General features: G+C 65.5%; 18 protein-coding genes. 10 read left to right on the forward strand and 8 right to left on the reverse strand.

Going from position 1 to position 19,109, the window contains the following annotated elements:
• Position 1 precedes the first annotated feature (1 nt).
• Together EB815_RS16400 and EB815_RS16405 are read right to left on the reverse strand one after the other, a co-directional pair.
• Complete coding sequence (locus tag EB815_RS16400; RefSeq protein ID WP_056571179.1) at positions 2–880, reverse strand: ABC transporter permease; 879 nt, start codon at positions 878–880, stop codon at positions 2–4.
• A 212-nt stretch (positions 881–1,092) separates the two neighbouring features.
• The gene (locus EB815_RS16405; protein WP_065005292.1) at positions 1,093–2,643 is read right to left on the reverse strand and encodes a winged helix-turn-helix domain-containing protein; all 1,551 of its coding nucleotides are present in this window, start codon (positions 2,641–2,643) and stop codon (positions 1,093–1,095) included.
• A 185-nt stretch (positions 2,644–2,828) separates the two neighbouring features.
• Here EB815_RS16405 and EB815_RS16410 point away from each other — a divergent pair, with 185 nt between their 5' ends.
• Positions 2,829–3,530: an alpha/beta hydrolase gene (locus EB815_RS16410; RefSeq protein WP_065005293.1), complete on the forward strand. Its 702-nt coding sequence runs from the start codon at positions 2,829–2,831 to the stop codon at positions 3,528–3,530.
• A gap of 232 nt (positions 3,531–3,762) precedes the next feature.
• Positions 3,763–4,743 carry a GlxA family transcriptional regulator gene (locus tag EB815_RS16415; RefSeq protein ID WP_065005294.1) on the forward strand — a complete coding sequence of 327 codons (981 nt, stop codon included), beginning with the start codon at positions 3,763–3,765 and terminating at the stop codon, positions 4,741–4,743.
• 104 nt (positions 4,744–4,847) lie between these two features.
• Here the strand turns inward: EB815_RS16415 and htpG are convergent, their stop codons facing one another.
• Together htpG and EB815_RS16425 are read right to left on the reverse strand one after the other, a co-directional pair.
• Complete coding sequence (gene htpG / locus EB815_RS16420; protein ID WP_065005295.1) at positions 4,848–6,734, reverse strand: molecular chaperone HtpG; 1,887 nt, start codon at positions 6,732–6,734, stop codon at positions 4,848–4,850.
• 300 nt (positions 6,735–7,034) lie between these two features.
• Positions 7,035–7,919 (reverse strand): hypothetical protein, encoded by an 885-nt coding sequence (locus tag EB815_RS16425; protein ID WP_065005373.1) that lies wholly within the window; start codon positions 7,917–7,919, stop codon positions 7,035–7,037.
• Between the two features lie 337 nt (positions 7,920–8,256).
• On the opposite strand from EB815_RS16425, the gene EB815_RS16430 reads away from it, so the two are divergent.
• The gene (locus EB815_RS16430; protein WP_245303351.1) at positions 8,257–8,538 is read left to right on the forward strand and encodes a hypothetical protein; all 282 of its coding nucleotides are present in this window, start codon (positions 8,257–8,259) and stop codon (positions 8,536–8,538) included.
• A gap of 146 nt (positions 8,539–8,684) precedes the next feature.
• Here the strand turns inward: EB815_RS16430 and EB815_RS16435 are convergent, their stop codons facing one another.
• Positions 8,685–8,981, reverse strand: coding sequence for a hypothetical protein (locus tag EB815_RS16435; protein WP_196772380.1), 297 nt, complete (start codon positions 8,979–8,981; stop codon positions 8,685–8,687).
• Between the two features lie 212 nt (positions 8,982–9,193).
• Here EB815_RS16435 and EB815_RS16440 point away from each other — a divergent pair, with 212 nt between their 5' ends.
• From EB815_RS16440 to EB815_RS16455, 4 genes are all read left to right on the forward strand, one after another.
• A complete protein-coding gene (locus EB815_RS16440; RefSeq protein ID WP_056571190.1) occupies positions 9,194–9,391 on the forward strand; it encodes a hypothetical protein in 198 nt (65 codons plus the stop codon).
• A gap of 398 nt (positions 9,392–9,789) precedes the next feature.
• Complete coding sequence (locus EB815_RS16445) at positions 9,790–10,941, forward strand: hypothetical protein (protein ID WP_065005298.1); 1,152 nt, start codon at positions 9,790–9,792, stop codon at positions 10,939–10,941.
• Positions 10,942–10,981: 40 nt separating this feature from the next.
• Positions 10,982–11,725: a hypothetical protein gene (locus tag EB815_RS16450; protein ID WP_065005299.1), complete on the forward strand. Its 744-nt coding sequence runs from the start codon at positions 10,982–10,984 to the stop codon at positions 11,723–11,725.
• Positions 11,726–11,893: 168 nt separating this feature from the next.
• Positions 11,894–12,850, forward strand: a complete 957-nt coding sequence (locus EB815_RS16455; RefSeq protein ID WP_245303352.1) for a methyltransferase — start codon at positions 11,894–11,896, stop codon at positions 12,848–12,850.
• 41 nt (positions 12,851–12,891) lie between these two features.
• Here the strand turns inward: EB815_RS16455 and EB815_RS16460 are convergent, their stop codons facing one another.
• Both EB815_RS16460 and EB815_RS16465 read right to left on the reverse strand, forming a co-directional pair.
• Complete coding sequence (locus tag EB815_RS16460; protein ID WP_065005301.1) at positions 12,892–14,550, reverse strand: acyl-CoA synthetase; 1,659 nt, start codon at positions 14,548–14,550, stop codon at positions 12,892–12,894.
• A 179-nt stretch (positions 14,551–14,729) separates the two neighbouring features.
• Positions 14,730–15,623, reverse strand: coding sequence for a LysR family transcriptional regulator (locus EB815_RS16465; RefSeq protein WP_065005302.1), 894 nt, complete (start codon positions 15,621–15,623; stop codon positions 14,730–14,732).
• 103 nt (positions 15,624–15,726) lie between these two features.
• Here EB815_RS16465 and EB815_RS16470 point away from each other — a divergent pair, with 103 nt between their 5' ends.
• The 3 genes from EB815_RS16470 to EB815_RS16480 are packed head-to-tail and all read left to right on the forward strand — an operon-like array spanning position 15,727 to position 17,608.
• Positions 15,727–16,464, forward strand: a complete 738-nt coding sequence (locus EB815_RS16470) for an SDR family oxidoreductase (RefSeq protein WP_065005303.1) — start codon at positions 15,727–15,729, stop codon at positions 16,462–16,464.
• 7 nt (positions 16,465–16,471) lie between these two features.
• Positions 16,472–17,365 carry an SDR family oxidoreductase gene (locus EB815_RS16475; protein WP_065005304.1) on the forward strand — a complete coding sequence of 298 codons (894 nt, stop codon included), beginning with the start codon at positions 16,472–16,474 and terminating at the stop codon, positions 17,363–17,365.
• 30 nt (positions 17,366–17,395) lie between these two features.
• The gene (locus EB815_RS16480; protein WP_065005305.1) at positions 17,396–17,608 is read left to right on the forward strand and encodes a tautomerase family protein; all 213 of its coding nucleotides are present in this window, start codon (positions 17,396–17,398) and stop codon (positions 17,606–17,608) included.
• A 472-nt stretch (positions 17,609–18,080) separates the two neighbouring features.
• Here the strand turns inward: EB815_RS16480 and gcvA are convergent, their stop codons facing one another.
• A complete protein-coding gene (gcvA, locus tag EB815_RS16485) occupies positions 18,081–18,992 on the reverse strand; it encodes a transcriptional regulator GcvA (protein WP_056571208.1) in 912 nt (303 codons plus the stop codon).
• Between the last annotated feature and the right edge of the window lie 117 nt (positions 18,993–19,109).

Consider the following 19,109-nt stretch of genomic DNA (forward strand, 5'->3'; position numbering starts at 1 on the left):
GTCATCCACCAAGTCCTTTGACGATCTGCGACATGCCCATGTAGCGGGTGTAGATGGCGGCGAAGAAGCCGAGCACCAGGAACAGCACGATCGAAAGCGTGGCGCCCATCGGCCAGTTCAGCTCGCCCATGATGGTGTCGTAGATCAAATTGCCGAACAGCGCGTCGCGCCCCGAACCCAGAAGCTGCGGCGTCACGTAGCTGCCGGCGGCCAGCACGAAGCAGAGCAGCAGGCCTGCCGCCAGGCCCGGCAGGGACAGCGGCAGCGTGACCTCGCGGAATGCCTGCGCGCTGGTGCAGCCCATGGAGCGGGCGGCCGAGATCAGCGTGCGGTCGATGCCCTCGAGGCTGACATAGACGTTGAGGATCATGTAGGGCAGGAGGAAGTGCAGGAGTCCCAGGATCACCGCGCCCTCATTGTAGAGCATCGGCAGCGGATCGCTGATGATCCCCATCCTCAGCAGCGCGACGTTGACGACGCCTTGCTCGCCCAGGATGTTGATCCAGGAAAAGGTGCGGATGGTGAAGGAAATCCAGAACGGCACGATGAGCAAGAGCAGGAGCAGCCATTTGTGCTTGAAGGTCGTCGCCCAGATGAAATAGGCCGGGAAATAGCCGAGCACGCCGCAGAGCAGCGCCGTCATCGCGCCGACGCGCAGCGTCTTCAGGAGGAAGCCGTGATAGTAGCTGTCGGTGAGGAATTCATGCCAGTTGGCGGTCGTCAGTACGCTCGTTTCCACACCGGCGGTGACGAAGGTGAAAAAGGTGTAGGCGCCCATGACGGCGATCGGCAACACCAGGAAGAAGATCAGCAGCAGGAGCACCGGCGCGACCAGCATCCAGGCCAGCCGCGGATCATACAATGTCCATCGTCGTTTCATGACCACCCGGTGCGCTTTCTTTGAAGCGCCTGTTTTGTTCCCGGTGCCAAGATTGGGTGATTAACGGCCCGATGTCTACACCAGGCGATTGAGCCAGTGGACATCCGTGCGCCGCGGCCGCGATAAACGACGAAACTCGATAGGCGGACGGCGTGGCAACAGGGGCCGTGGCCGTTCGACCTGGTTGATTTTTACCAGGCGGCAATCGCTTTCTATGCCGGCAACCCTGCCGTTCGCATGGCGTCGCTGACGTCGTCGATGATGCCAGGCGCAAGTCCGACGGCGGCGGACCAGCGGCCGATGGTGAAGCGGGGATCAAGCGACAACAGCCGTGCGGCCGATGCCTTGGCCTCCTCGATCCGGCCGAGTCGGGCAAGGGGAGCGGCCAGCCATCCGTGCAGGATGCTGAAGCCGGGGTTCATCTCCACCGCCCGCCGGCCGGCCGCGATTGCCTGCTCATGCCGGCCGTTGAGAAAATTGCCGAAGCCGATCATGCCTTGCGGAACGCAGTTCATGGCGTCCAACGGGTTCAGCCGCAACGCCTGCTCGCCCCAGTCGATGGCCCGTGTCGCATCGCCGCCATAGGCGACCGGCACGCAGCCAAAGGCATAGACGAAGGCACATGAGGCGCTGAGCGCGAGCGCCTGCGAAAACGCCTGGTCGGCGAGCCTGCGGTCATGCTCGACCAGCCCGATGGTGAAACCGGCCAAAGCCAGCGCCATGGCGTCGCCCGAGCCGTGCTCGATCGCCGCATGGGCATGGCGGGACGCCTTCCGGCTATGCTCCGCCTCCATGCCGCCACGGATAAAAAGGGTCTGGTGCGCCCAGGCGGCAAAGCCGTGGACGAGCGCATAGGTCGGCTCGATGGCCAGCGCCTGGTCGAGCAGGGGCAGGCCCCTGGCGGCGCCCTGCGGCATGAAGGTGTAGACGTCGGGCAGCGCGCGCAGAAAAAGATCGTAGGCGTCGAGACTGTCGGGGCGCCGGCGCTTGACGCGTTCGATCTCGGCCCGGCGCAAATTGGGCTCCATGGCCGCGACGACGCTGATGGTGATCTCGTCCTGCAGCGCGAACACGTCGGTCAGCTCGCGGTCGTAGCGCTCGGCCCACAGGTGGCCGCCATCCTCGGCATCGATCAACTGGCCGGTGATGCGCACGCGGCTGCCGACCTTGCGCACGCTGCCTTCCAGCACATAGCGCACGCCGAGCTCGCGCCCGACCTGCTTCACATCGACCGCGCGGCCCTTGTAGGTGAACGAAGAATTCCGCGCGATCACGAACAGCCAGCGGATGCGCGACAGACCGGTGATGATGTCCTCGACCATGCCGTCGGCAAAATAGTCCTGATCGGCATCGCCGCTCAGGTTGACGAAGGGCAGCACGGCGATGGAGGGGCGGGCCGGAATGCCAAGGCCGGGCTTCGCCTGCTCGACCGGGGCGATCGCCTCGGCGCCGACCTCCTCGCACACGGTGCCGACGAACCGAAAGCCCCGGCGCAGGATAGTGCGGACCAGGCGCTGCTGCTCGCCATTGTCCTGAAGGGCGCTGCGGGCGGCGTTGACGCGGCTGGCCAGCGTGGCGTCGGAAACTATGCGCCCCTGCCAGACAGCGTCGACCAGGTCGTCCTTGCTCACCACCCGCTCGCGATTGCGGATCAGATATTGCAAGAGGTCGAACACTTGTGGCTCGACGGGGACCAGATCATCGCCACGGCGCAGTTCGCGCCGCTCGCCGTCCAGGGCGAAATCCTCGAAGAGATACGGCAATTGCTGGCTCCGGATGGGCGGAAATCGCGACTCTGGACACTGTAGCCGTGTCGTGGCCGCAAAATCAAAGCCATCTCAAGGGAAAATCAAGAGGTCCTGAAGGCCGCCTCAAAGCGAGCGCTGCGGCCGCGTCGCATAGTCCTCCTGCAACCAACGCAAACAACACTTTGAAAAGGAGAACTCAAATGTCGAACAATGCAGCAAATTCCGTCGTCCTCGTCCATGGCGGCTTCGTCGATGGCTCCGGCTGGGAGGGCGTCTACCACCAGCTCAAGAAGGACGGCTACGACGTCACCATCGTCCAGAACCCGACCACCTCGCTCGCCGACGATGTCGCGGTGACGAAGCGCGCCATCGCCGCCGCTCCGGGCAATGTCATCCTGGTCGGCCACTCCTATGGCGGCGTGGTGGTGTCGGAAGCCGGCACCGATCCCAAGGTGGCTGGTGTCGTCTACATCGCGGCCTTCGCGGCGGATGCCGGCGAGTCGGTCTCGACCCTGATCGCCAACCCGCCTCCCGGTGCATCGGTGCCGCCGATCCTGCCGCCCGTCGACGGCTTCCTGATGCTCGACAAGGCCAAGTTCGCCGCTGCCTTCGCCGCCGATGTGCGCCCCTCGCTCGCTGCCTTCATGGCGGACTCGCAGGTGCCGTGGGGTATCCCGGCACTGGAAGGCAAGGTCACCAAGCCGGCCTGGAGGGTGAAGCCGAGCTGGTATCTCGTCGCCACCGACGACCACATGATCCCGCCGCCGGCGCAGCGCCAGATGGCGACCCGGGCCGGAGCCACGACGGTGGAAGTGCCCGGCAGCCACGCGGTCTATGTCTCCGATCCGGCGGCGGTCGCCAAGCTGATCGAACAGGCTGCCGCCGGCGTCGGCAAGAACTGAGCCCGCGACATCCCTGAAGAAAGGCCCGGGCGCCTGGCGCCCGGGCCCTTTTTGTTCCATCCCGTATCCGGCCGACGGTGCGCCTGATATCCACTTCCTCCTGGGATCGTCGGTCGCATCTCCGACATCCAACGGCCGCTCCTGGGGATCGCGAGGCTGGCGCCTGTGCCAAACAATACGGATCGGTGATAACAGGCTCCAGCACGGGCGAGGGGACGGTTCCGGAAACACAATGGCAAGGCGGTTTGCGTTTCTGCTGGTTCGCGACTTCACCCTGTCGCCGCTGTCGCTGTTCATCGACACGCTGCGTCTCGCGGGCGACGAGGGCGACCGCAGCCGCAGGATCGAGTTCGACTGGGAGATCGTCGGCGAACGCGGCCTGCCGATCCGGGCGAGTTGCGGCGTCGAATTGCTGCCGACCAAGGGGATCGGCAATCCGGAGGATTTCGACAATGTCGTCGTGGTCGGCGGCCTGCTCGACACCAACCGCAGCCTGAGCTCGGACAAGGAAACGTTCCTGCTGCGCGCCGCCGAGAAGGGGGTGCCGCTGACGGCGCTCTGCACGGGAAGCTTCGTGCTGGCGCGCTACGGCCTGCTCGACGGCTACGCCGCGGCCGTCAGCTGGTTCCACATCAAGGACTTTCGCAGCCAATTCCCTGACGTAAACGCCCATGCCGACAGTCTGTTTTCCGTCGACCGTGGGCGTTCGACATGCGCCGGCGGCACGGGTGCGGCCGACCTCGCCGGCCACTTCGTGTCCCAGTTCATCGGCCAGAAGGCGGCGGAAAAGGCCGCCAAGATCCTGGTGCTCGATCGGATCAGAAGCAGCCGCGACGTGCAGCCCGTCGGCGACCTGTTTCCGAAGGCGTCGAGCCGCGCGGTGAAGCGCGCACTTCTGTTGATGGAGAGCAACCTCCAGGAGACGCTTTCGGTGACCGAGATCGCTGGCCGGCTGAACTGCTCGCGGCGCCAGCTCGAGCGGCTGTTCGGGACCGAGCTCGGTATCGGTCCAATGGCGGCCTATCTGGCGCTCAGGGTGCATCATGCCAAGTCGCTGCTCGAAGGCAGCGACCTGCAGATCGGCGACATCGCCTATCGCTGCGGCTTCACCAATGCCGGCCATTTCAGCCGCGTGTTCCGCCAGCAGACCGGCATCACGCCGACCCATCTCAGGCACCCCAACCGGATGCCCGCCACTGCCGCGGGGCAATGAGGCCCGGCCGCCAAGCGGCGCTGACACTTTGTTTGGCGCAATTCCCAAGGGCAAGCGCTACGCGCTTGTCCCGGGAAAACCGTTCACACTTTTCCTGGAATTGCTCAGCCCTTCGAGATGCCGCGCGCGATCAGCCTTGCGAGCCGTTCCGAGAACGCCCTGGCGTCGGCCGGCTTGTCGCCGTCGAGCACGCGCGCCTCGTCGTAGAGAAGATGGGCGGCATCGTCCTTGAAGGCCTGCTCGTCCTCGCCGAGGCCGGCGAGCGCCAGCACGCGCTCATGCCTCGGGTTGATTTCGAGGATGGGCTTGGCCGCCTTGTCGAGGCGGCCGGCGGCGTTCATCAGCCGTTCGAACTGACGGTCGGGACCGTGTTCGGGGGCGACAAGGCAGACCGCGCTTTCGGTCAGGCGATCCGATGCCTTCACGTCCGAGACGGCATCGCCAAGGGCGGACTTGACGAAGGCCAGGAAGCCGTCGACCTCCGGCGTCGCCACTGTCTCCTGCTTCTTGGCTTCGTCGAGCAGCGGGATGTCGGACAGCTCGGCCACGCCCTGCGTGACCGACTTGAACGGCTTGCCGTCGAATTCGGGCGCCATCGTCACCCAGAAACTGTCGACCGGATCGGTGAGCAACAGCACCTCGATGCCGCGCGCCTTGAACCCTTCGAGCTGCGGCGAGGCTTCAAGCCGGGCGCGGTCGTCGCCGGCCATGAAGAAGATCGCCTTCTGGCCTTCCTTCATCGCGGCAACATAGTCGGCAAGGCCGCGCCAGGCTTCGCCAGAGGCGGTCGAGCGGAAGCGGGCGAGCTTCAGCAATTGCTCGCGGCGCTCATAGTCCTCGTAGAGTCCTTCCTTGAGGACGACGCCGAAATTGTCCCAGATTTTCGCATAGGCGTCGGCCTCGTTTTCGGCGAGCTTGGCGAGATCGCCGAGCACGCGGTTGGTCAGGCCCTTGCGGATGGAGGCGAGCAGCGGGCTTTCCTGGATCATCTCGCGCGAGACGTTGAGCGGCAGGTCGGCGGAATCGACAAGCCCGCGCACGAAGCGCAGGTAGCGCGGCAGAAGGTCGGCATCGTCGGTGATGAAGACGCGGCGCACATAGAGCTTCATGCGGCCCTTGCGGTCCTGGTCGAACAGATCGAACGGACGCGAGCCCGGCACGAAGGCGAGCACCGAATATTCCTGCCGGCCCTCGGCGCGGAAATGGATGGTGGCGGCCGGCTCGTCATACTGGCCGGCGACGCCGCGATAGAAGTCCGTATATTCCTCGGGCTTGATCTCGCTTTTCGGCCGGACCCAGAGTGCCGTGCCGTCGGCGATGTCGCGCGCCTCGGCGCCGGGCTTCTCGATGAGCGTGATCGGCACCGGCACATGGCCCGACTGCGACTTGGCCAACTGCTCGAGCCGGTAGGATCCGGTGTAGGAGACGGCATCGTCCATGAGATGCAGCACGACGCGGGTGCCGCGCTTCGGCGCGGCTTCGAGCGGGGCGGGCGCGATCTCATAGGACCCCTTGCCGTCCGACGACCAGCGCCAGGCTTCCTCGCTTCCCGCCAGGCGGCTGATGACATCGACCCGGTCGGCCACCATGAAGGCGGAGTAGAAGCCGACACCGAACTGGCCGATGAGCTGCGTGTCCTCGGTGCCGGAGCCGACGCGCTCGATGAAGGCGCGGGTGCCGGAGCGGGCGATCGTGCCCAGCGCCTCGGCCATGTCGTCGCGGCTCATGCCGATGCCGTTGTCCTCGACGGTGATCTGCTTGTTGTCCGCGTCAGCCGAGATCGAGATGCGCGGCTTGGGATCGTCGGCCAGAAGCTCCGGGCGGCTGACAGCCTCGAAGCGCAGCTTCTCGCAGGCATCAGCCGCGTTGGAAATCAGCTCGCGCAGGAAGACGTCCTTATCGGAATAGACCGAATGCACCATCATGTGCAGCAGCCGCGAAACATCCGCCTCGAACGCCCTGGTTTCCGTCGTTTTCGTATCCGTCGTCATTCCGGTTTTCCCACGCTTTTCATCCGCCCGCCGCGCCGGGGCGCGTTCAGGACTTCCTTTCAACCATTTTTTGCGGTGCTGGCAACTGCGTTCAGCGTGCCAGCGCGCCGACGATATGGTGGTGGGATGCGAGGGCAACAAGGACGAGTCGCCAATTTATGGATCGCCGCGCCAACCAAACCGCTTGGCGCCGCGGCTGACACATAGAGGGAGAAGTGTTACCCATGTATCCGGTTTAAAGTGTTACCCATCTATCGGCTGGACAGGCAGGCAGGTGAGGGGCAGCGCCGACGTTGCCCCTTATTTCCCCGCCATGTGATCCGCTAGCGCCTGCGCCTGGGCGAGCAGCGCGGGGAAGGCCGGGGTGCCGGGCAGGTTCTTGCCCATGCAGGCGCGGAAGTCGTCGTCGCCTTTCGTCCAGGCGGCGTTGGCGGCGTCGGATGTGTTTTCGTCGCTGTCGTCGGTGGCCTGCTTGGCCAGTTTCTGGGCGGCTGCGTCGGCGGCGGTCCAGACGGCGTCGCAGGCCGCGATCTTCGGGACCGGCGGCGCCGCGGGCGCCTCGGCGATCAGGACGCTGTTGCCCTTGACGACCGTGACGATGACCTCCTGGTCGTAGTTCGGCCCGATATCCTGTGCCCAGCCGCCGAGCCGCGCGATCGCCATGTCGGCGCCATCAGGCGTCTTCAGCGCGAAGTCGAGCGTGCCGGTGAAGGCGGCGTCGCTGCCGATGGCCTGGGTGTAGAAGGCGTCGAGTTTCAGCGCGGCGTCGAAGCTGGTGGGCAGTTTGAGGTCGGCGTCCGTCTCGGCCGCACGCGACTTGAGCCAGCGCTCGACCAGCCCGCGTGTCGATGCCACGATGCTGGGGCCGTCCTCGGTGCCGTGGCGCAGCCCGTCGAGCATGCCGAAGCCGACATCGGAGGAACTGAGGCTTTCGATATTGATCGTGCCGGCAGCCGGGAAATCCTTGACCGTGAAGGGGCCGAGGAGGGCGGTGAGACGTTTTTCGAGATCGGCGCGGGCCTTTTCATTGGCCGCGTCGAGCGTTTCCACGGCGGTGTTCGTGCTCTCCATCGCCGCGATCTCGGCAATCGCCTTGTCGCGCGCGGCGATATAGTCGTCCTCGGGCGAGGCGGCGAAGGCAACACCGCTGGCGAGTGCAAACATGACCGTCCAGACCAACAGCATGACAGAACCTTTCTTCGTGGCGATCAACAGGCCAGGCAGCCATCGGGCAGCTTTGCGGCTATTGCGCGGCAGGAAACGTGGAGGCGAAACATCCTTGCCGGGGAGGGACCGCAAGCGCCGTCATTAACCATCAGTTAACTATCAGTTCGCCTTTGAATCAAATTTGGCGGATATTGTTTTGGCCAACGAGGCTGCTCGAGGGACCTGAGAAGACAGCAATTATTGGCCTGGCGCGCAGCCTTCGGTCGCGCGGCAGTCTGAAATCAAAAGAATAAGCGACGGACCACCGTCGCCTTGCAGGGAGGCGTCAGCATCATTCTTGATGAGGATCGCCACAATGAAGATCGAAGACGCGGTGACCACTGTAACAGCCGAGGCCAACGCGCTTGTGTCGTGCCTCGGCCAACCCGTCATCGCCTACCACGTGACGGAAATCATGCGAGAGGCCGACCTCGAGCACGCCAGACGGATGCAGCTCGCCCTGATGCGGCGAAGCATCGAGGCGCTCGTCGATGACGGCCTGGAGGATGTGGCGGCGGAGCGTTTTGCGGCGCAATTCGACGGGCGAGTTGGTTCGGCGTGGCGGCTGCTGCACGCTTCGGATGGCGTGGCGCACTGAGTTCGGGCCAGACCGGCCTCGAGCTTGGATCCTCCGTGCGGCCATTGGCGGATCGATCAAGCCGGCTTCCGCCGGCCGTGTAAAGGAAGCCGTATCAGAAAACATGAAAAGCCCGACGCGAGTTGCGGACGCCTGGCACTCCTCGATCAGCGTCGCGACAACTGGAAGAACCGACCGAGCCCCCTGGTTCTTAGCACATCCGCTATCTGGTTGATCTTCCCGACCGTCTTGCGGCCGTCGGCTGCTGCCCGCTCCGGCGGACGGGGCAGCCCAAGGCGCTTGCGCTGCGTGCCCGCGAAGGCGATCGCATCGCGCTCACGCCTGAATTGATGGAAAATTTCCTGGTCGTTCTCGCATACGCGGACAAACCAACCACCAAAACCCTCCGACAGCTCCACGGAGTTTTTGGGGCAACCGCTATCATACCGAGGGTGAACAGGCATGGCGCTTCCTGCATCGCAGCTGAAAACGACGTGTCGACAAAATATCCGCCAACAATGAATGTGCTGTGACAGGTGCGACGCCCGGGCGGCACCGAGCCATGAAGCGGGCGGCCACGCGGGAGATCTTCACCCCGGGCGAGATTCAACCTGAGCTGGCTTGTATGTGTCAAAAAGTTGCACGATTGTCGGCTGCTCGATGATGTGGGTATCCGATGAAGCGTAAGGACAAGGCACGGCCTTTCGTGCCAACTGAAATCCACGTCAGCACCGTCGAGGATGACAGGGGTACGCTCGGTATCCTCTCGATCCAGACGACCGAAGGCATGGTTGAGATCGCGCTTGATCGCCAAGCCGCCGACGCGATCGTGAATGCCATCGGCGCAATCCGGACGAAGCTGGACCAGAGCTGAGAAGGCCGGGCCAGCGGCCGAGGAGATCGATGTTCGGATTGCCGGCGGTCAGCAGGATGGCGATGGCGTCATCATATCCGGGGTCGCGGTCCAGGATGATCTTTTCCAGGTGGGCATCTCCCTTGCCTTCCGCGCTGGGACAAGAGACCGCACGCCCCCGTGCAGTCAAGGTTCGGATGCTCGATCGATCCGGCCTGCGTAAGTCTGGTCGCGCGCGGCCGGGCATGCTCGGCGCGGCTGATCCGAACAGGGTCGTCTCAGGGAAAGTTTCGTTCGTTCGAATGACAACAAGCAGAGAAATAGAAGATAGCGTCGCGGTGACGCGGCATCCAGCGCCGTGGCTCGAACTAAGTGGAGAATACGATCGCGGTGAGGGTCGCGCCAGGTGAGGTCAAGTGATGAATCATTTGCAAGGTACCAGGGCCAAATGCCGGCTCTTTGACTTCACCCTTATTAAGCGACGCGCTTTTGTTCTACTTCACAGGATAGTTGGCAGCGGGTGTAAGGCCACGCTGTCCTTTGTTTCGTCCATCCTCGTTCTGCTGTCTGCGTCTCCCGCGAACAGCCAGCTGGCGCCCGATGCGTCCGCGACGGCCGCGGTCAATGGCCGTTCGTCGGTCGCGGTTTCGGACCATACGGATATCGCGAAAGAACCGGGCAATGTGCGATCCGGCGCGGTCGGAACCAACATATTCAATCCCGCGCCCGGCGGAGCGAATGCCCTCAACGGCCCACAAACGCCGCCCGGCGCGGTGGAGGAGGCCTTGCGCCGCGAATTGGCCGCTGCACGGGCTGAACTGGCCAAGCAAGCGCAGGCCCTGAAAGAGCAGCAGCAAACGGACGAAGCGCTCACGGCCAACCTGGACACCGCGCTGCGCGCCATCCAAGATTTCAGGGCGGAAGCCAGTCTCTGGGACGGCAAGAAAGGCGCGATGCCTGAAACGCATCCCTCCACCGATGCCTCCCACGCCGCCGCGAACCAGGCGCTGGAAGAGGAGCGCCACAAGGCCGAGCTCCTGGAACAGGAACTCGCCACGGCTCGGCAGACCATCGATGCTCTCAAGACGAGCGCAAACCTGGCCGCGGCGGAGCAGGCCAAGGCCCTGGAGGACCGGCAAGTGGCTGACGCCGCTTCAAACCAAGCCGGAGAAGCGCTCGAACTGGAACGTCGACGGGCGGATTCAGCCATGCGTGACCTCGACAGTGCCCGCGAGGAACGGGACGCCTTGAAGCAGAGCTCGATAGGCTTGAGTGCGGCGCTGGACCAGGAGCGGGAGAGGGCCAACGGCTTGGCCCGCAGCCTCAGTGCCGCGCGTGCGGAAATCGACGCCATCAAGGACAAGCGTCGGACCGCGGCCGAGATGCGCGCGCCCAAGGCAGGTACCTCCGAGAGCGCGCTCGCAAGTCCGCCATCGCGTCCGGTCGCAGCCCGTAACCCGGACCTGCCGAAAAAACGGAAAGTGAAAGGCCCAAAGTCGCCGCAACCTGTCCTGCTGGCAACCATCGCTCTTCCAACCGCATTGCTCCCGGTGCGACCACCCGCGCAGTGAAGGACAGGTGAGCGAGATGCATGGCGCTGGGAGGATGACAATGAAGAAATACTTCGCGGCCGCGTTGACGATGGGTATCGCAATCGGGCCTGCCTCGGCTCTCGAAGCAGGTATAGGCGGCAGGGCCGGCGGTCTCGGCGCCGGCGCCGGCGTGAGCGCCGGTTCGCAAGGCGCATCCGTAGGGGTGGGCGCGAGCGTCGATGGCGTTGGCGGAGCCAACGTCGGAGCTTCGGTCGGCGCAGGCAGCGGGTCGGTCAGCGCCAGCGGCAACGTTGGCACCTCGGGTGCAGGCGTGTCGACCAGCGTCGGCGTGGGCGCCGATTCGTCCGCCCAAAACGGATCGACGGCCGCTCCCGGTGGCCAGGCCGCCGCCACCACCGGCTCTGCCGCGACAGCCACGGCCACCGCCATGACAGCGACAACCCTGGCCAAGGCCACCAGGCAACCGATCCTCCTGCCATCCGTCCTCAGGCCTTCCAAAGCCGGTCAGGGCGACCTCACCATGGGATATCCCTTCGCACCCCTGGAAGCCCTGACGGCGAAACCAGGCACGCCGGCCACGGTCGTACAAGCCTGCCGCGCGGCGATCATGTCCGCCGCCAAGCCGCTTGGCGCTGTCCGTGTCCGTGCGGTAAGCGCGGGTGCCTTGCGTCAATCCGGGAGCGCGCTGACGGCGCCGATCATGGTGCGAATAGACTATGCGAGACGAGGCGGCATCGAAGTCCGGCAAGCGCAAGTCCGCTGTCGCCTCGACAAGGCAGGCAGGGTCCGCGCGGTGATCTAGAACCAACCTGCAAGAGGGTAGGCGGCGCTCCGCCGACGCCGCGCGAGTTGGTCGAGGCGGCAACATTTTCCGCGGAACGGAGGTTCCAATCTCAAGTGAGCTGCTTCAAGCTCGGTCCTGGATCGCGGCAGGGGGCGTGAGATGGCGGATCATGATCGGATCGACGGATTGATCGCGGCGGTGCCCGCCGCACTGGCGCTTCGCGCCGGGCTGGACCTTGGCATCTTCACCCGGCTCGGTGGCGATGTGGCGACCGCCGACAGCCTGGGGGCCGCGCTCAAGGTCGAGCCCGATCGTCTGTCGCGGCTCCTCTATGCGCTCGCCAGCATCGGTCTGCTCGAAGTCGAGGATGGTCGCTTTCGCAACGGAGCCGAAGCGTCGGCCTTCCTCGACGCGTCCAAGACGACCTATCGCGGCGGCGATCATGCGCTGCTGCGCGAGCTCTGGGGAGCCGACCTTTTGACCGCCGAGTCGCTGCGGCAGAACCGGCCGGCCGCGCTGCACGATTTTTCCGAGGCCGGCCCCGAGGCGGCGGCCGCCTTCAGCCGCATGCTCGCACCGGGCGGGGTGGTTTTCGGCAGAAACCTGGCCCGGGAGATGGACCTCTCCACGATCCGTTCGGTGATCGATATCGGCGGGGGCGCCGGGACCATTCTGGTCGGACTTCGCGAGCGGTGGCCACGGATCGCGGCGACGCTGATGGAACTCCCGACGGTCGCTGCGGTCGCGCCTTCCATCCTGGCCGAATATGGTGCCGAGGACGTGACTGTCGAAGAGGGGGACATAACCGTGGCGCCATCGATCGGCCGGCACGATCTGGCGATCCTGAAGGCCGTCGTCCAGGTCCTTCCGCCGGACCAGGCGCGCAGTGCGATCCTGAACGCGGCGCGTTGCCTCACGCATGGCGGCGAGATCGCAATCGCGGGGTGGGGTGTCGTCGATGACGACCGCCTCGGCCCGCCCGAGGGTGTCTTTCTCAATCTCACCTTCCTGAACCTCTATCGCCACGGCGAATCCTACACGGAAGGTCAGTACCGCGCCTGGATGACCGAGGCTGGATTGCGCGACATCTCCAGGTCGCGCCTGGCGGATGGCTCGACCTTGTTTCGTGCGCGCCTCGGCTGAAGATCGGATCAGATTGGAGTTCGTGGCCTGATCGCGGGTTCTCACAACTTCCGCTTCTCCACCTCTGCCTTCCGCAGCAGGAACCGCTGGATCTTGCCGCTTGGCGTCTTCGGCAGTTCGGCGACAAAGTCGATCTCGCGCGGATAGGCGTGCGCGGAAAGCCGTTTGCGGACATGCTGGGCCAGCTCCTCGGCAAGCTCGGGGCTGCCTTGGTAGGCGGGCGCCAGGATGACGAAGGCCTTGACGATCTCGGTGCGCCGCGGATCGGGCACGCCGACCACGGCCGCCTCGTTGACGGCGGGATGTTCGATGAGCGCGCTTTCGACATCGAAGGGGCCGATGCGGTAGCCCGACGAGGTGATGACATCGTCGGCGCGGCCGATGAAGGAGACCGAGCCGTCCGGTTCGTATTCCACCGTGTCGCCGGTGCGGTAATAGCCGCCCGCCATCGCGGGTGTCTCGACCTGGTGATAGCCGTCGAACCAGCGCAGCGGCGAGTTGGCGATGTCGACGGCGAGGACGCCGGGCTGGTTGGGGCCAAGTTCGTTGCCGGCCTCGTCCAGCACCACCATGCGGTAGCCCGGCATGGCGAAGCCGGACGATCCCGCGCGAACCCTATGCGCAAGCCCGTGGTGGTTGTTGACCATCATGCCGTTCTCGGTCTGGCCGTAATGGTCGTGGATGGGGGCGGCGAGATGGGTGTCGAACCAGCGGATCACTTCCGGATTGAGCGGCTCGCCGGCGCTGCTCACGACACGCAGGCGGCCCTTGACGCCAGCGGCGGCCTCGGGGCCTTCGGCCAGCAGCAGGCGGAAGGCGGTGGGCGAGCCGGCAAGGCTGGTCACACCGAGCCGCTCGATGATTTCGTAGGTACTCCCAGCCGTGAAGGCGCCCTCGTTGAAGGTGGTGGCGATGCCGAGCAGCAGCGGGCCTGTGATGGCGTAATAGAGGCCGTAGGCCCAGCCCGGATCGGCGATGTTCCAGAAGACGTCGTCGGGGCGCAGCCCGATCGCGTCGCGCATATAGGCGCCGAAGGCGAGCAGGGCGCTGAGCGGCACCGGCACCCCCTTGGGCAGGCCCGTCGTGCCTGATGTCGACATCATCATGAACAGGTCTTCGCCCTTGCGCATGACGGGTTCGCAATCGGGGGAGGCGGCGGCAAGCGCGGCGCGGAAATCGATGTCGCCTTGGGGCAAGGCATCATTGGGGCCAAGAATGGTGGCGATCGGCGGGCTGTCCTCGATCTCGTCGAGCTTGCCGCGATTGGCCGGGTTGGTCACCACCAGCCTGGCGCCGCTGTAGCCCAGGCGATGCTCGATCGCCTTCGGCCCGAAAGCGGTGAACAGCGGCTGGTAGACGGCGCCGATGCGCCAGGTGCCGAGGATGAGCGCCACCAGTTCGGGAATGCGCGGCAGCATGCCGGCCACGACATCGCCGGGGCCGACGCCCAGCCCCTTGAGCATATTGGCGACACGGCCCGACATATCGGCGAGGTCATCGAAGCTGAACAGCCGGAGTTCGCCACCGGCGGAGATCGCGCGCAGCGCCAGCCGGTCCTGCCCGGTATGGCGGCCGCAGCATTCGACATAGGCATTGATGCCGGTCGCCGGGTCGCCGTCGAGCCTGGCGATCTCATCCTCGATGCGAAAGCGCGAAACGGCATCCTCATAGCGCGGCAAGCCGGCTCGTATGCTGGTCATGTCGGTCCTCCCTGGCGGCGCTCCATCTCCCCATGGCGCGCTGTCGCGGCAACAATGGCATCAGATGGCGCCGATGGGCAACGACGGAAGCCTATCTCTTTGTTTTGATGCGATCCCCAAGGGAAAACGCCAGGCGTTTTTCCCGGGAAAATCACCACACACTTTTCCTGGCATTGCTCCTACAAGTTCGCCTCGGCGAAGATGCGGGCCGCCCAGTCGAGGAAGACGCGCAGGCGCGGCGAGAGCTGCCGGTTTTGCGGGTAGAGCGCCGAGAGCGGCGTCGGCGATGGCGGGTAGTCGGCCAGCACCTCGATGAGCGTGCCGTCGGCAAGCTCCTTCTCGAAGCGATAGCGCGGCGCCTGGATGAGGCCGAGGCCAAGCCGCGCCAGGTCGGCGGCGGTGTCGGAATTGTTGGCGGCGACGCGGCCCGGCAATCGAACCTCGCGCGTCTTGCCGCCGACGGTGAACTCGAAGGGCAGCACCTCGCCGGTGCGCGACGAAACGAAGCCCACCGCCTGGTGGCCGTCGAGCGCATCGGGGGAAGCGGGTGTGCCGTGGCGTTCGAGATAGGCGGGACTGGCGCAGGTGATCTCGCGGATCATCCCCAGCCGGCGCATGATCATGCCGCTGTCGGGCGGCTCGCCGACGCGGATGACGCAGTCGACGCCCTCGCGCACGAGATCGACCAGCCGGTCGCTCTGGCCGATCTGCAGGTCGATCCTGGCATAGCGGGCCAAAAACTCCGGCAGGCGCGGCAACAGGAAGGTGCGGGTGAGCAGCGTACTGGCGTCGATGCGCAGCAGGCCGAAGGGCTCGGCGTTGCGGAAGGCGGCCTCGGCATCCTCGATCTCGGCCAGGATGGAGAGGCAACGTTGATAGTAGGCCTCGCCATCCTGCGTGGCGTTCACCTGGCGTGTCGTGCGCTCCAGCAGCCGCGCGCCGAGATGTTCCTCGAGCCGCCGGATCGCTTCCGTCGCGGTCGAGCGCGGCAGGCCGAGATCGGCGGCGGCGGCGGTGAAGCTGCGCCGCTCCAGAACGCGGACGAAGAGCCGCATCGTGTCCAGACGATCCATGGGCTTTGTTCGCAGTTTCCGAATAGTGATGTCAAGAGGCGGCTGATTATCCGGAAGCTGGCTTGGCCTATATCCGTGTCACCAGCAATACGGAGAGACTTCCATGACAAATCCAACCAGAACCGCGATCGTGACCGGCGCTTCCAAGGGCATCGGTGCGGCGATCGCGCGGCGGCTCGCCCGCGACGGCGTCGCCGTCGTCGTCAACTATGCACGGGGCCGCGCCGAGGCCGAAGCGCTTGTCGGCGCGATCGACGCCGATGGCGGCAAGGCGATCGCCGTGCAGGCCGACATCGCCGACCCGATCGGCATCGCAACACTTTTCGACGCCGGCGAGAAGGCCTTCGGCGGCGTCGACATCCTAGTCAACAATGCCGGCATCATGAGACTGTCGCCGATCGCGGCGACCGATGATGCGTCGTTCGACACGCAGGTCGCGATCAATCTCGGCGGCGTGTTCCGTGGCATGCGCGAAGGCGCGAAGCGGCTTCGCGACGGCGGCCGCATCGTCAATTTCTCCAGCAGCGTCGTTGGCCTCTACCAGCAGGGCTATGGCGTCTACGCCGCCACCAAGGCGGCCGTCGAAGCGATGACGCATATCCTCGCCAAGGAGCTTGGCGCGCGCCGCGTCACCGTCAACGCCGTGGCGCCCGGACCGGTCGAGACCGCGCTGTTCACGGATGGCAAGAGCGCGGCGCAGATCGAGGCCATTGGCAAGATGATCCCGCTCGGCCGGCTCGGCCAGCCCGACGACATTGCCGGCGTGGTCTCGTTCCTCGCCGGGCCGGATAGCGGCTGGGTCAACGGACAAATCATCCGCGCCAATGGCGGCGTGATCTGAGGAGGCCATGATGCAAAAGACAATCCTGATCACCGGCGCCTCCAGCGGCTTCGGCGCGATGACCGCGCGGGCGCTCGCAAAGGCCGGCCACACTGTCTATGCCTCGATGCGCGACCCCTCGGCGCGTGGCGCCGCGGTAGCCGAGATGGAAAACTTCGCTCGTGACGCGGGCGTGGCGCTGAAGACCGTCGCGCTCGACGTCACCTCGGATGCCTCGGCGCAAGCGGCGATCCGGCATATACTGGGCGAGGCCGGCCAACTTGACGTGCTGATCCACAATGCCGGGCATATGGGGTTCGGGCCGGCCGAGGCGTTCTCGCCTGAACAGCTGGCTCAGCTCTATGACGTCAATGTCGTCGGCACGCAGCGCGTCAACCGTGCGACCCTGCCGCATATGCGCTCTCTCGGCCGGGGCCAAATGATCTGGGTCGGCTCGAGCAGCACGCGCGGCGGCACGCCGCCGTTCCTGGCGCCTTACTTCGCCGCCAAGGCCGGCATGGACGCGCTGGCGCAGAGCTATGCGCTGGAACTCGCCCGCTTCGGCATCGAAACGACGATCGTGGTGCCGGGCGCCTTCACCAAGGGCACGGAGCATTTTCATCACGCGGCGGCACCCGCCGACACCGAGCGCGCCGACGCTTACTGGGCCGGTCCCTATGCCGATGTCGACCAGAAGGTGCTGACGGGGCTGGCGTCCCTGGAGCCGGTGGATGCCGACCCGGCCGAGATCGCCCGGGCAATCGTCGACCTCGTGGCGATGCCGCACGGCAGCCGCCCGTTTCGCGTGCATATCGACCCTTCCGATGATGGCGCCGCCATCGTCAACGGCGTTGCCGACCGCGTGCGCGCGCAACTCATGGAACGGATCGGCCTTGCCGACCTGCTCCATCCCAAAGCCTGAAATCCAACCTCGAGAAGCAAGGAAACGATCATGCCATTCGCCAACATCAAGGTACCGCAGGCCGCACTCTCCAGGGCGCAGAAGGAAGACCTCATCCACCGAACCACGGCCATGTTCGTCGACTTTTTCGGCGAAGTCGCCAGACCCACCACGATGGTGCTGGTGGAAGAGGTTGCCGACGGCGGCTATGGCCGGGCCGACGAAGTGTTCGTCGTGCCCGACGCCTATCGCGCCAAGGAGTAGGCGGGAGCGCCATTGCCGCATGCGCCAGTCGTCATATGACGACTGGTCGCCGCGGACGCCAGCGTCCACTCTGTCCGCGGGGCCTGCATGTCGGTTCCCTGAAAACCGATGCCCTCTTTGGGGCGGCATGCACCAGGCGGGGGCCAGGTGGACAGCCCCGAGCTGTCCACCTGTCTCGCTTGCTCTTTGCGGCGACGCGCCAACCCCACTGCTTCGCAGCGACCCTCCCCACAAGGGGAAGGGTGAGGAGGCGCCCTGCCGGCCTCCAAGATAGCGCTCTTCCGGAAATGCGGAAAAGCTGAGCTCCATACCTCCCCTTGTGGGGAGGTATGGCCGAGGGTCCGGGTTGGGGTCAGCGCGGCGCCGCAAGCCTTGCTTGCACGCCCGGCCGAAGAGGCGATTGTCGCAACGGCCGAGAGCTTGTCGCGGCTGGGGTTGGTGGGGTCGAGAGCGGCATAGGCACAAGCCTTCCTCAGCCGCCCTTGGGCATCCCAACCCAGTCAGCCGCCACCTCGGCAAACAGCCAATCGCGGAATGCCCTGACCTTTTTCTGCCGCAGCGCGCCGTCGGGATAGACGAGGTAGTAGCTGGCCGCCGATTTCAGCGCGAGGCCGAAGGGTCGCACCAGCCGCCCTGACGCGAGGTCGGCCGAGACCAGCGCGCTGCGGCCGAGCAGCACGCCTTCGCCATGCACGGCGGCCTCGACGGCGAAGGTGGCGGAATCGAAGCGCACACCGCGTTTGGGGTCGATGCCCTCGACGCCGGCCTGTTGCAGCCATGTCGCCCAGTCGATGCGAAAGGCGTCATGGATCAGCTTGTGATGCCGGAGATCTCCGGGCTGGCGCAGCGGATGTTCGCCTTGCAGAAGTTCCGGGCTGCAGACGGGGAAGACTTCTTCGTCGGCGAGAAATTCCGCCGTCACGCCGGTATAGCCGCCCTTGCCATAGCGGATGGCGATGTCGATGCCGTCGCTGACGAAATCGGCCAGCACGCCCGAGGTCGCCAGCCGCACGTCGATCTCGGCATTGGCGCGATGGAAGCGGTGCAGCCTCGGCACCAGCCAGCGGCCGGCAAAGCCATCCGATGTGCTGACGCTCAGGATGCGCGTCGAGCGGTCGGGCGTGGCGGCGATGGTGGCGGCGGCGATCTGGTCGAGCGCCTTGCCGACTTCCAAGGCGTAGGCAGCACCCACGGCGGTCAGGCGCACCGATCGCGTCCCCCGGTCGAAAAGCTGGATGCCCAGCCTATCCTCGATGTTGCGGATGGCACGGCTGATTGCGCCATGGGTGAGGTTGAGTTCCTCCGCCGCCCTGGAGAAACTCAAATGCCGCGCGGCCGCGTCGAAGGCGGGCAGAGCGGTCAGGGGTGGCAGTCGACGCGGCATGATCTCAACCTGTGAGCATTGCTCACAAATCCTGCACAAAGAGTCGTTTGTCGTCCAGCCTGAAAATAGCGGATATTCAGCGTGCACCGCGCATCCATATCGGACTTTTCCGGTTCA

Origin of the sequence: Mesorhizobium loti (assembly GCF_013170705.1) — a bacterium.
GTDB lineage: Bacteria > Pseudomonadota > Alphaproteobacteria > Rhizobiales > Rhizobiaceae > Mesorhizobium > Mesorhizobium loti_D.

What these genes read in the sequence shown, in the direction of transcription:
- EB815_RS16400 (WP_056571179.1), bottom strand. Translation starts at nt 880, where the DNA reads ATGAAACGACGATGGACATTGTATGATCCGCGGCTGGCCTGGATGCTG.
- EB815_RS16410 (WP_065005293.1), top strand. Translation starts at nt 2,829, where the DNA reads ATGTCGAACAATGCAGCAAATTCCGTCGTCCTCGTCCATGGCGGCTTC.
- EB815_RS16415 (WP_065005294.1), top strand. Translation starts at nt 3,763, where the DNA reads ATGGCAAGGCGGTTTGCGTTTCTGCTGGTTCGCGACTTCACCCTGTCG.
- htpG (WP_065005295.1), bottom strand. Translation starts at nt 6,734, where the DNA reads ATGACGACGGATACGAAAACGACGGAAACCAGGGCGTTCGAGGCGGAT.
- EB815_RS16425 (WP_065005373.1), bottom strand. Translation starts at nt 7,919, where the DNA reads ATGCTGTTGGTCTGGACGGTCATGTTTGCACTCGCCAGCGGTGTTGCC.
- EB815_RS16430 (WP_245303351.1), top strand. Translation starts at nt 8,257, where the DNA reads ATGAAGATCGAAGACGCGGTGACCACTGTAACAGCCGAGGCCAACGCG.
- EB815_RS16435 (WP_196772380.1), bottom strand. Translation starts at nt 8,981, where the DNA reads ATGCCTGTTCACCCTCGGTATGATAGCGGTTGCCCCAAAAACTCCGTG.
- EB815_RS16440 (WP_056571190.1), top strand. Translation starts at nt 9,194, where the DNA reads ATGAAGCGTAAGGACAAGGCACGGCCTTTCGTGCCAACTGAAATCCAC.
- EB815_RS16445 (WP_065005298.1), top strand. Translation starts at nt 9,790, where the DNA reads ATGAATCATTTGCAAGGTACCAGGGCCAAATGCCGGCTCTTTGACTTC.
- EB815_RS16450 (WP_065005299.1), top strand. Translation starts at nt 10,982, where the DNA reads ATGAAGAAATACTTCGCGGCCGCGTTGACGATGGGTATCGCAATCGGG.
- EB815_RS16460 (WP_065005301.1), bottom strand. Translation starts at nt 14,550, where the DNA reads ATGACCAGCATACGAGCCGGCTTGCCGCGCTATGAGGATGCCGTTTCG.
- EB815_RS16465 (WP_065005302.1), bottom strand. Translation starts at nt 15,623, where the DNA reads ATGGATCGTCTGGACACGATGCGGCTCTTCGTCCGCGTTCTGGAGCGG.
- EB815_RS16470 (WP_065005303.1), top strand. Translation starts at nt 15,727, where the DNA reads ATGACAAATCCAACCAGAACCGCGATCGTGACCGGCGCTTCCAAGGGC.
- EB815_RS16475 (WP_065005304.1), top strand. Translation starts at nt 16,472, where the DNA reads ATGATGCAAAAGACAATCCTGATCACCGGCGCCTCCAGCGGCTTCGGC.
- EB815_RS16480 (WP_065005305.1), top strand. Translation starts at nt 17,396, where the DNA reads ATGCCATTCGCCAACATCAAGGTACCGCAGGCCGCACTCTCCAGGGCG.
- gcvA (WP_056571208.1), bottom strand. Translation starts at nt 18,992, where the DNA reads ATGCCGCGTCGACTGCCACCCCTGACCGCTCTGCCCGCCTTCGACGCG.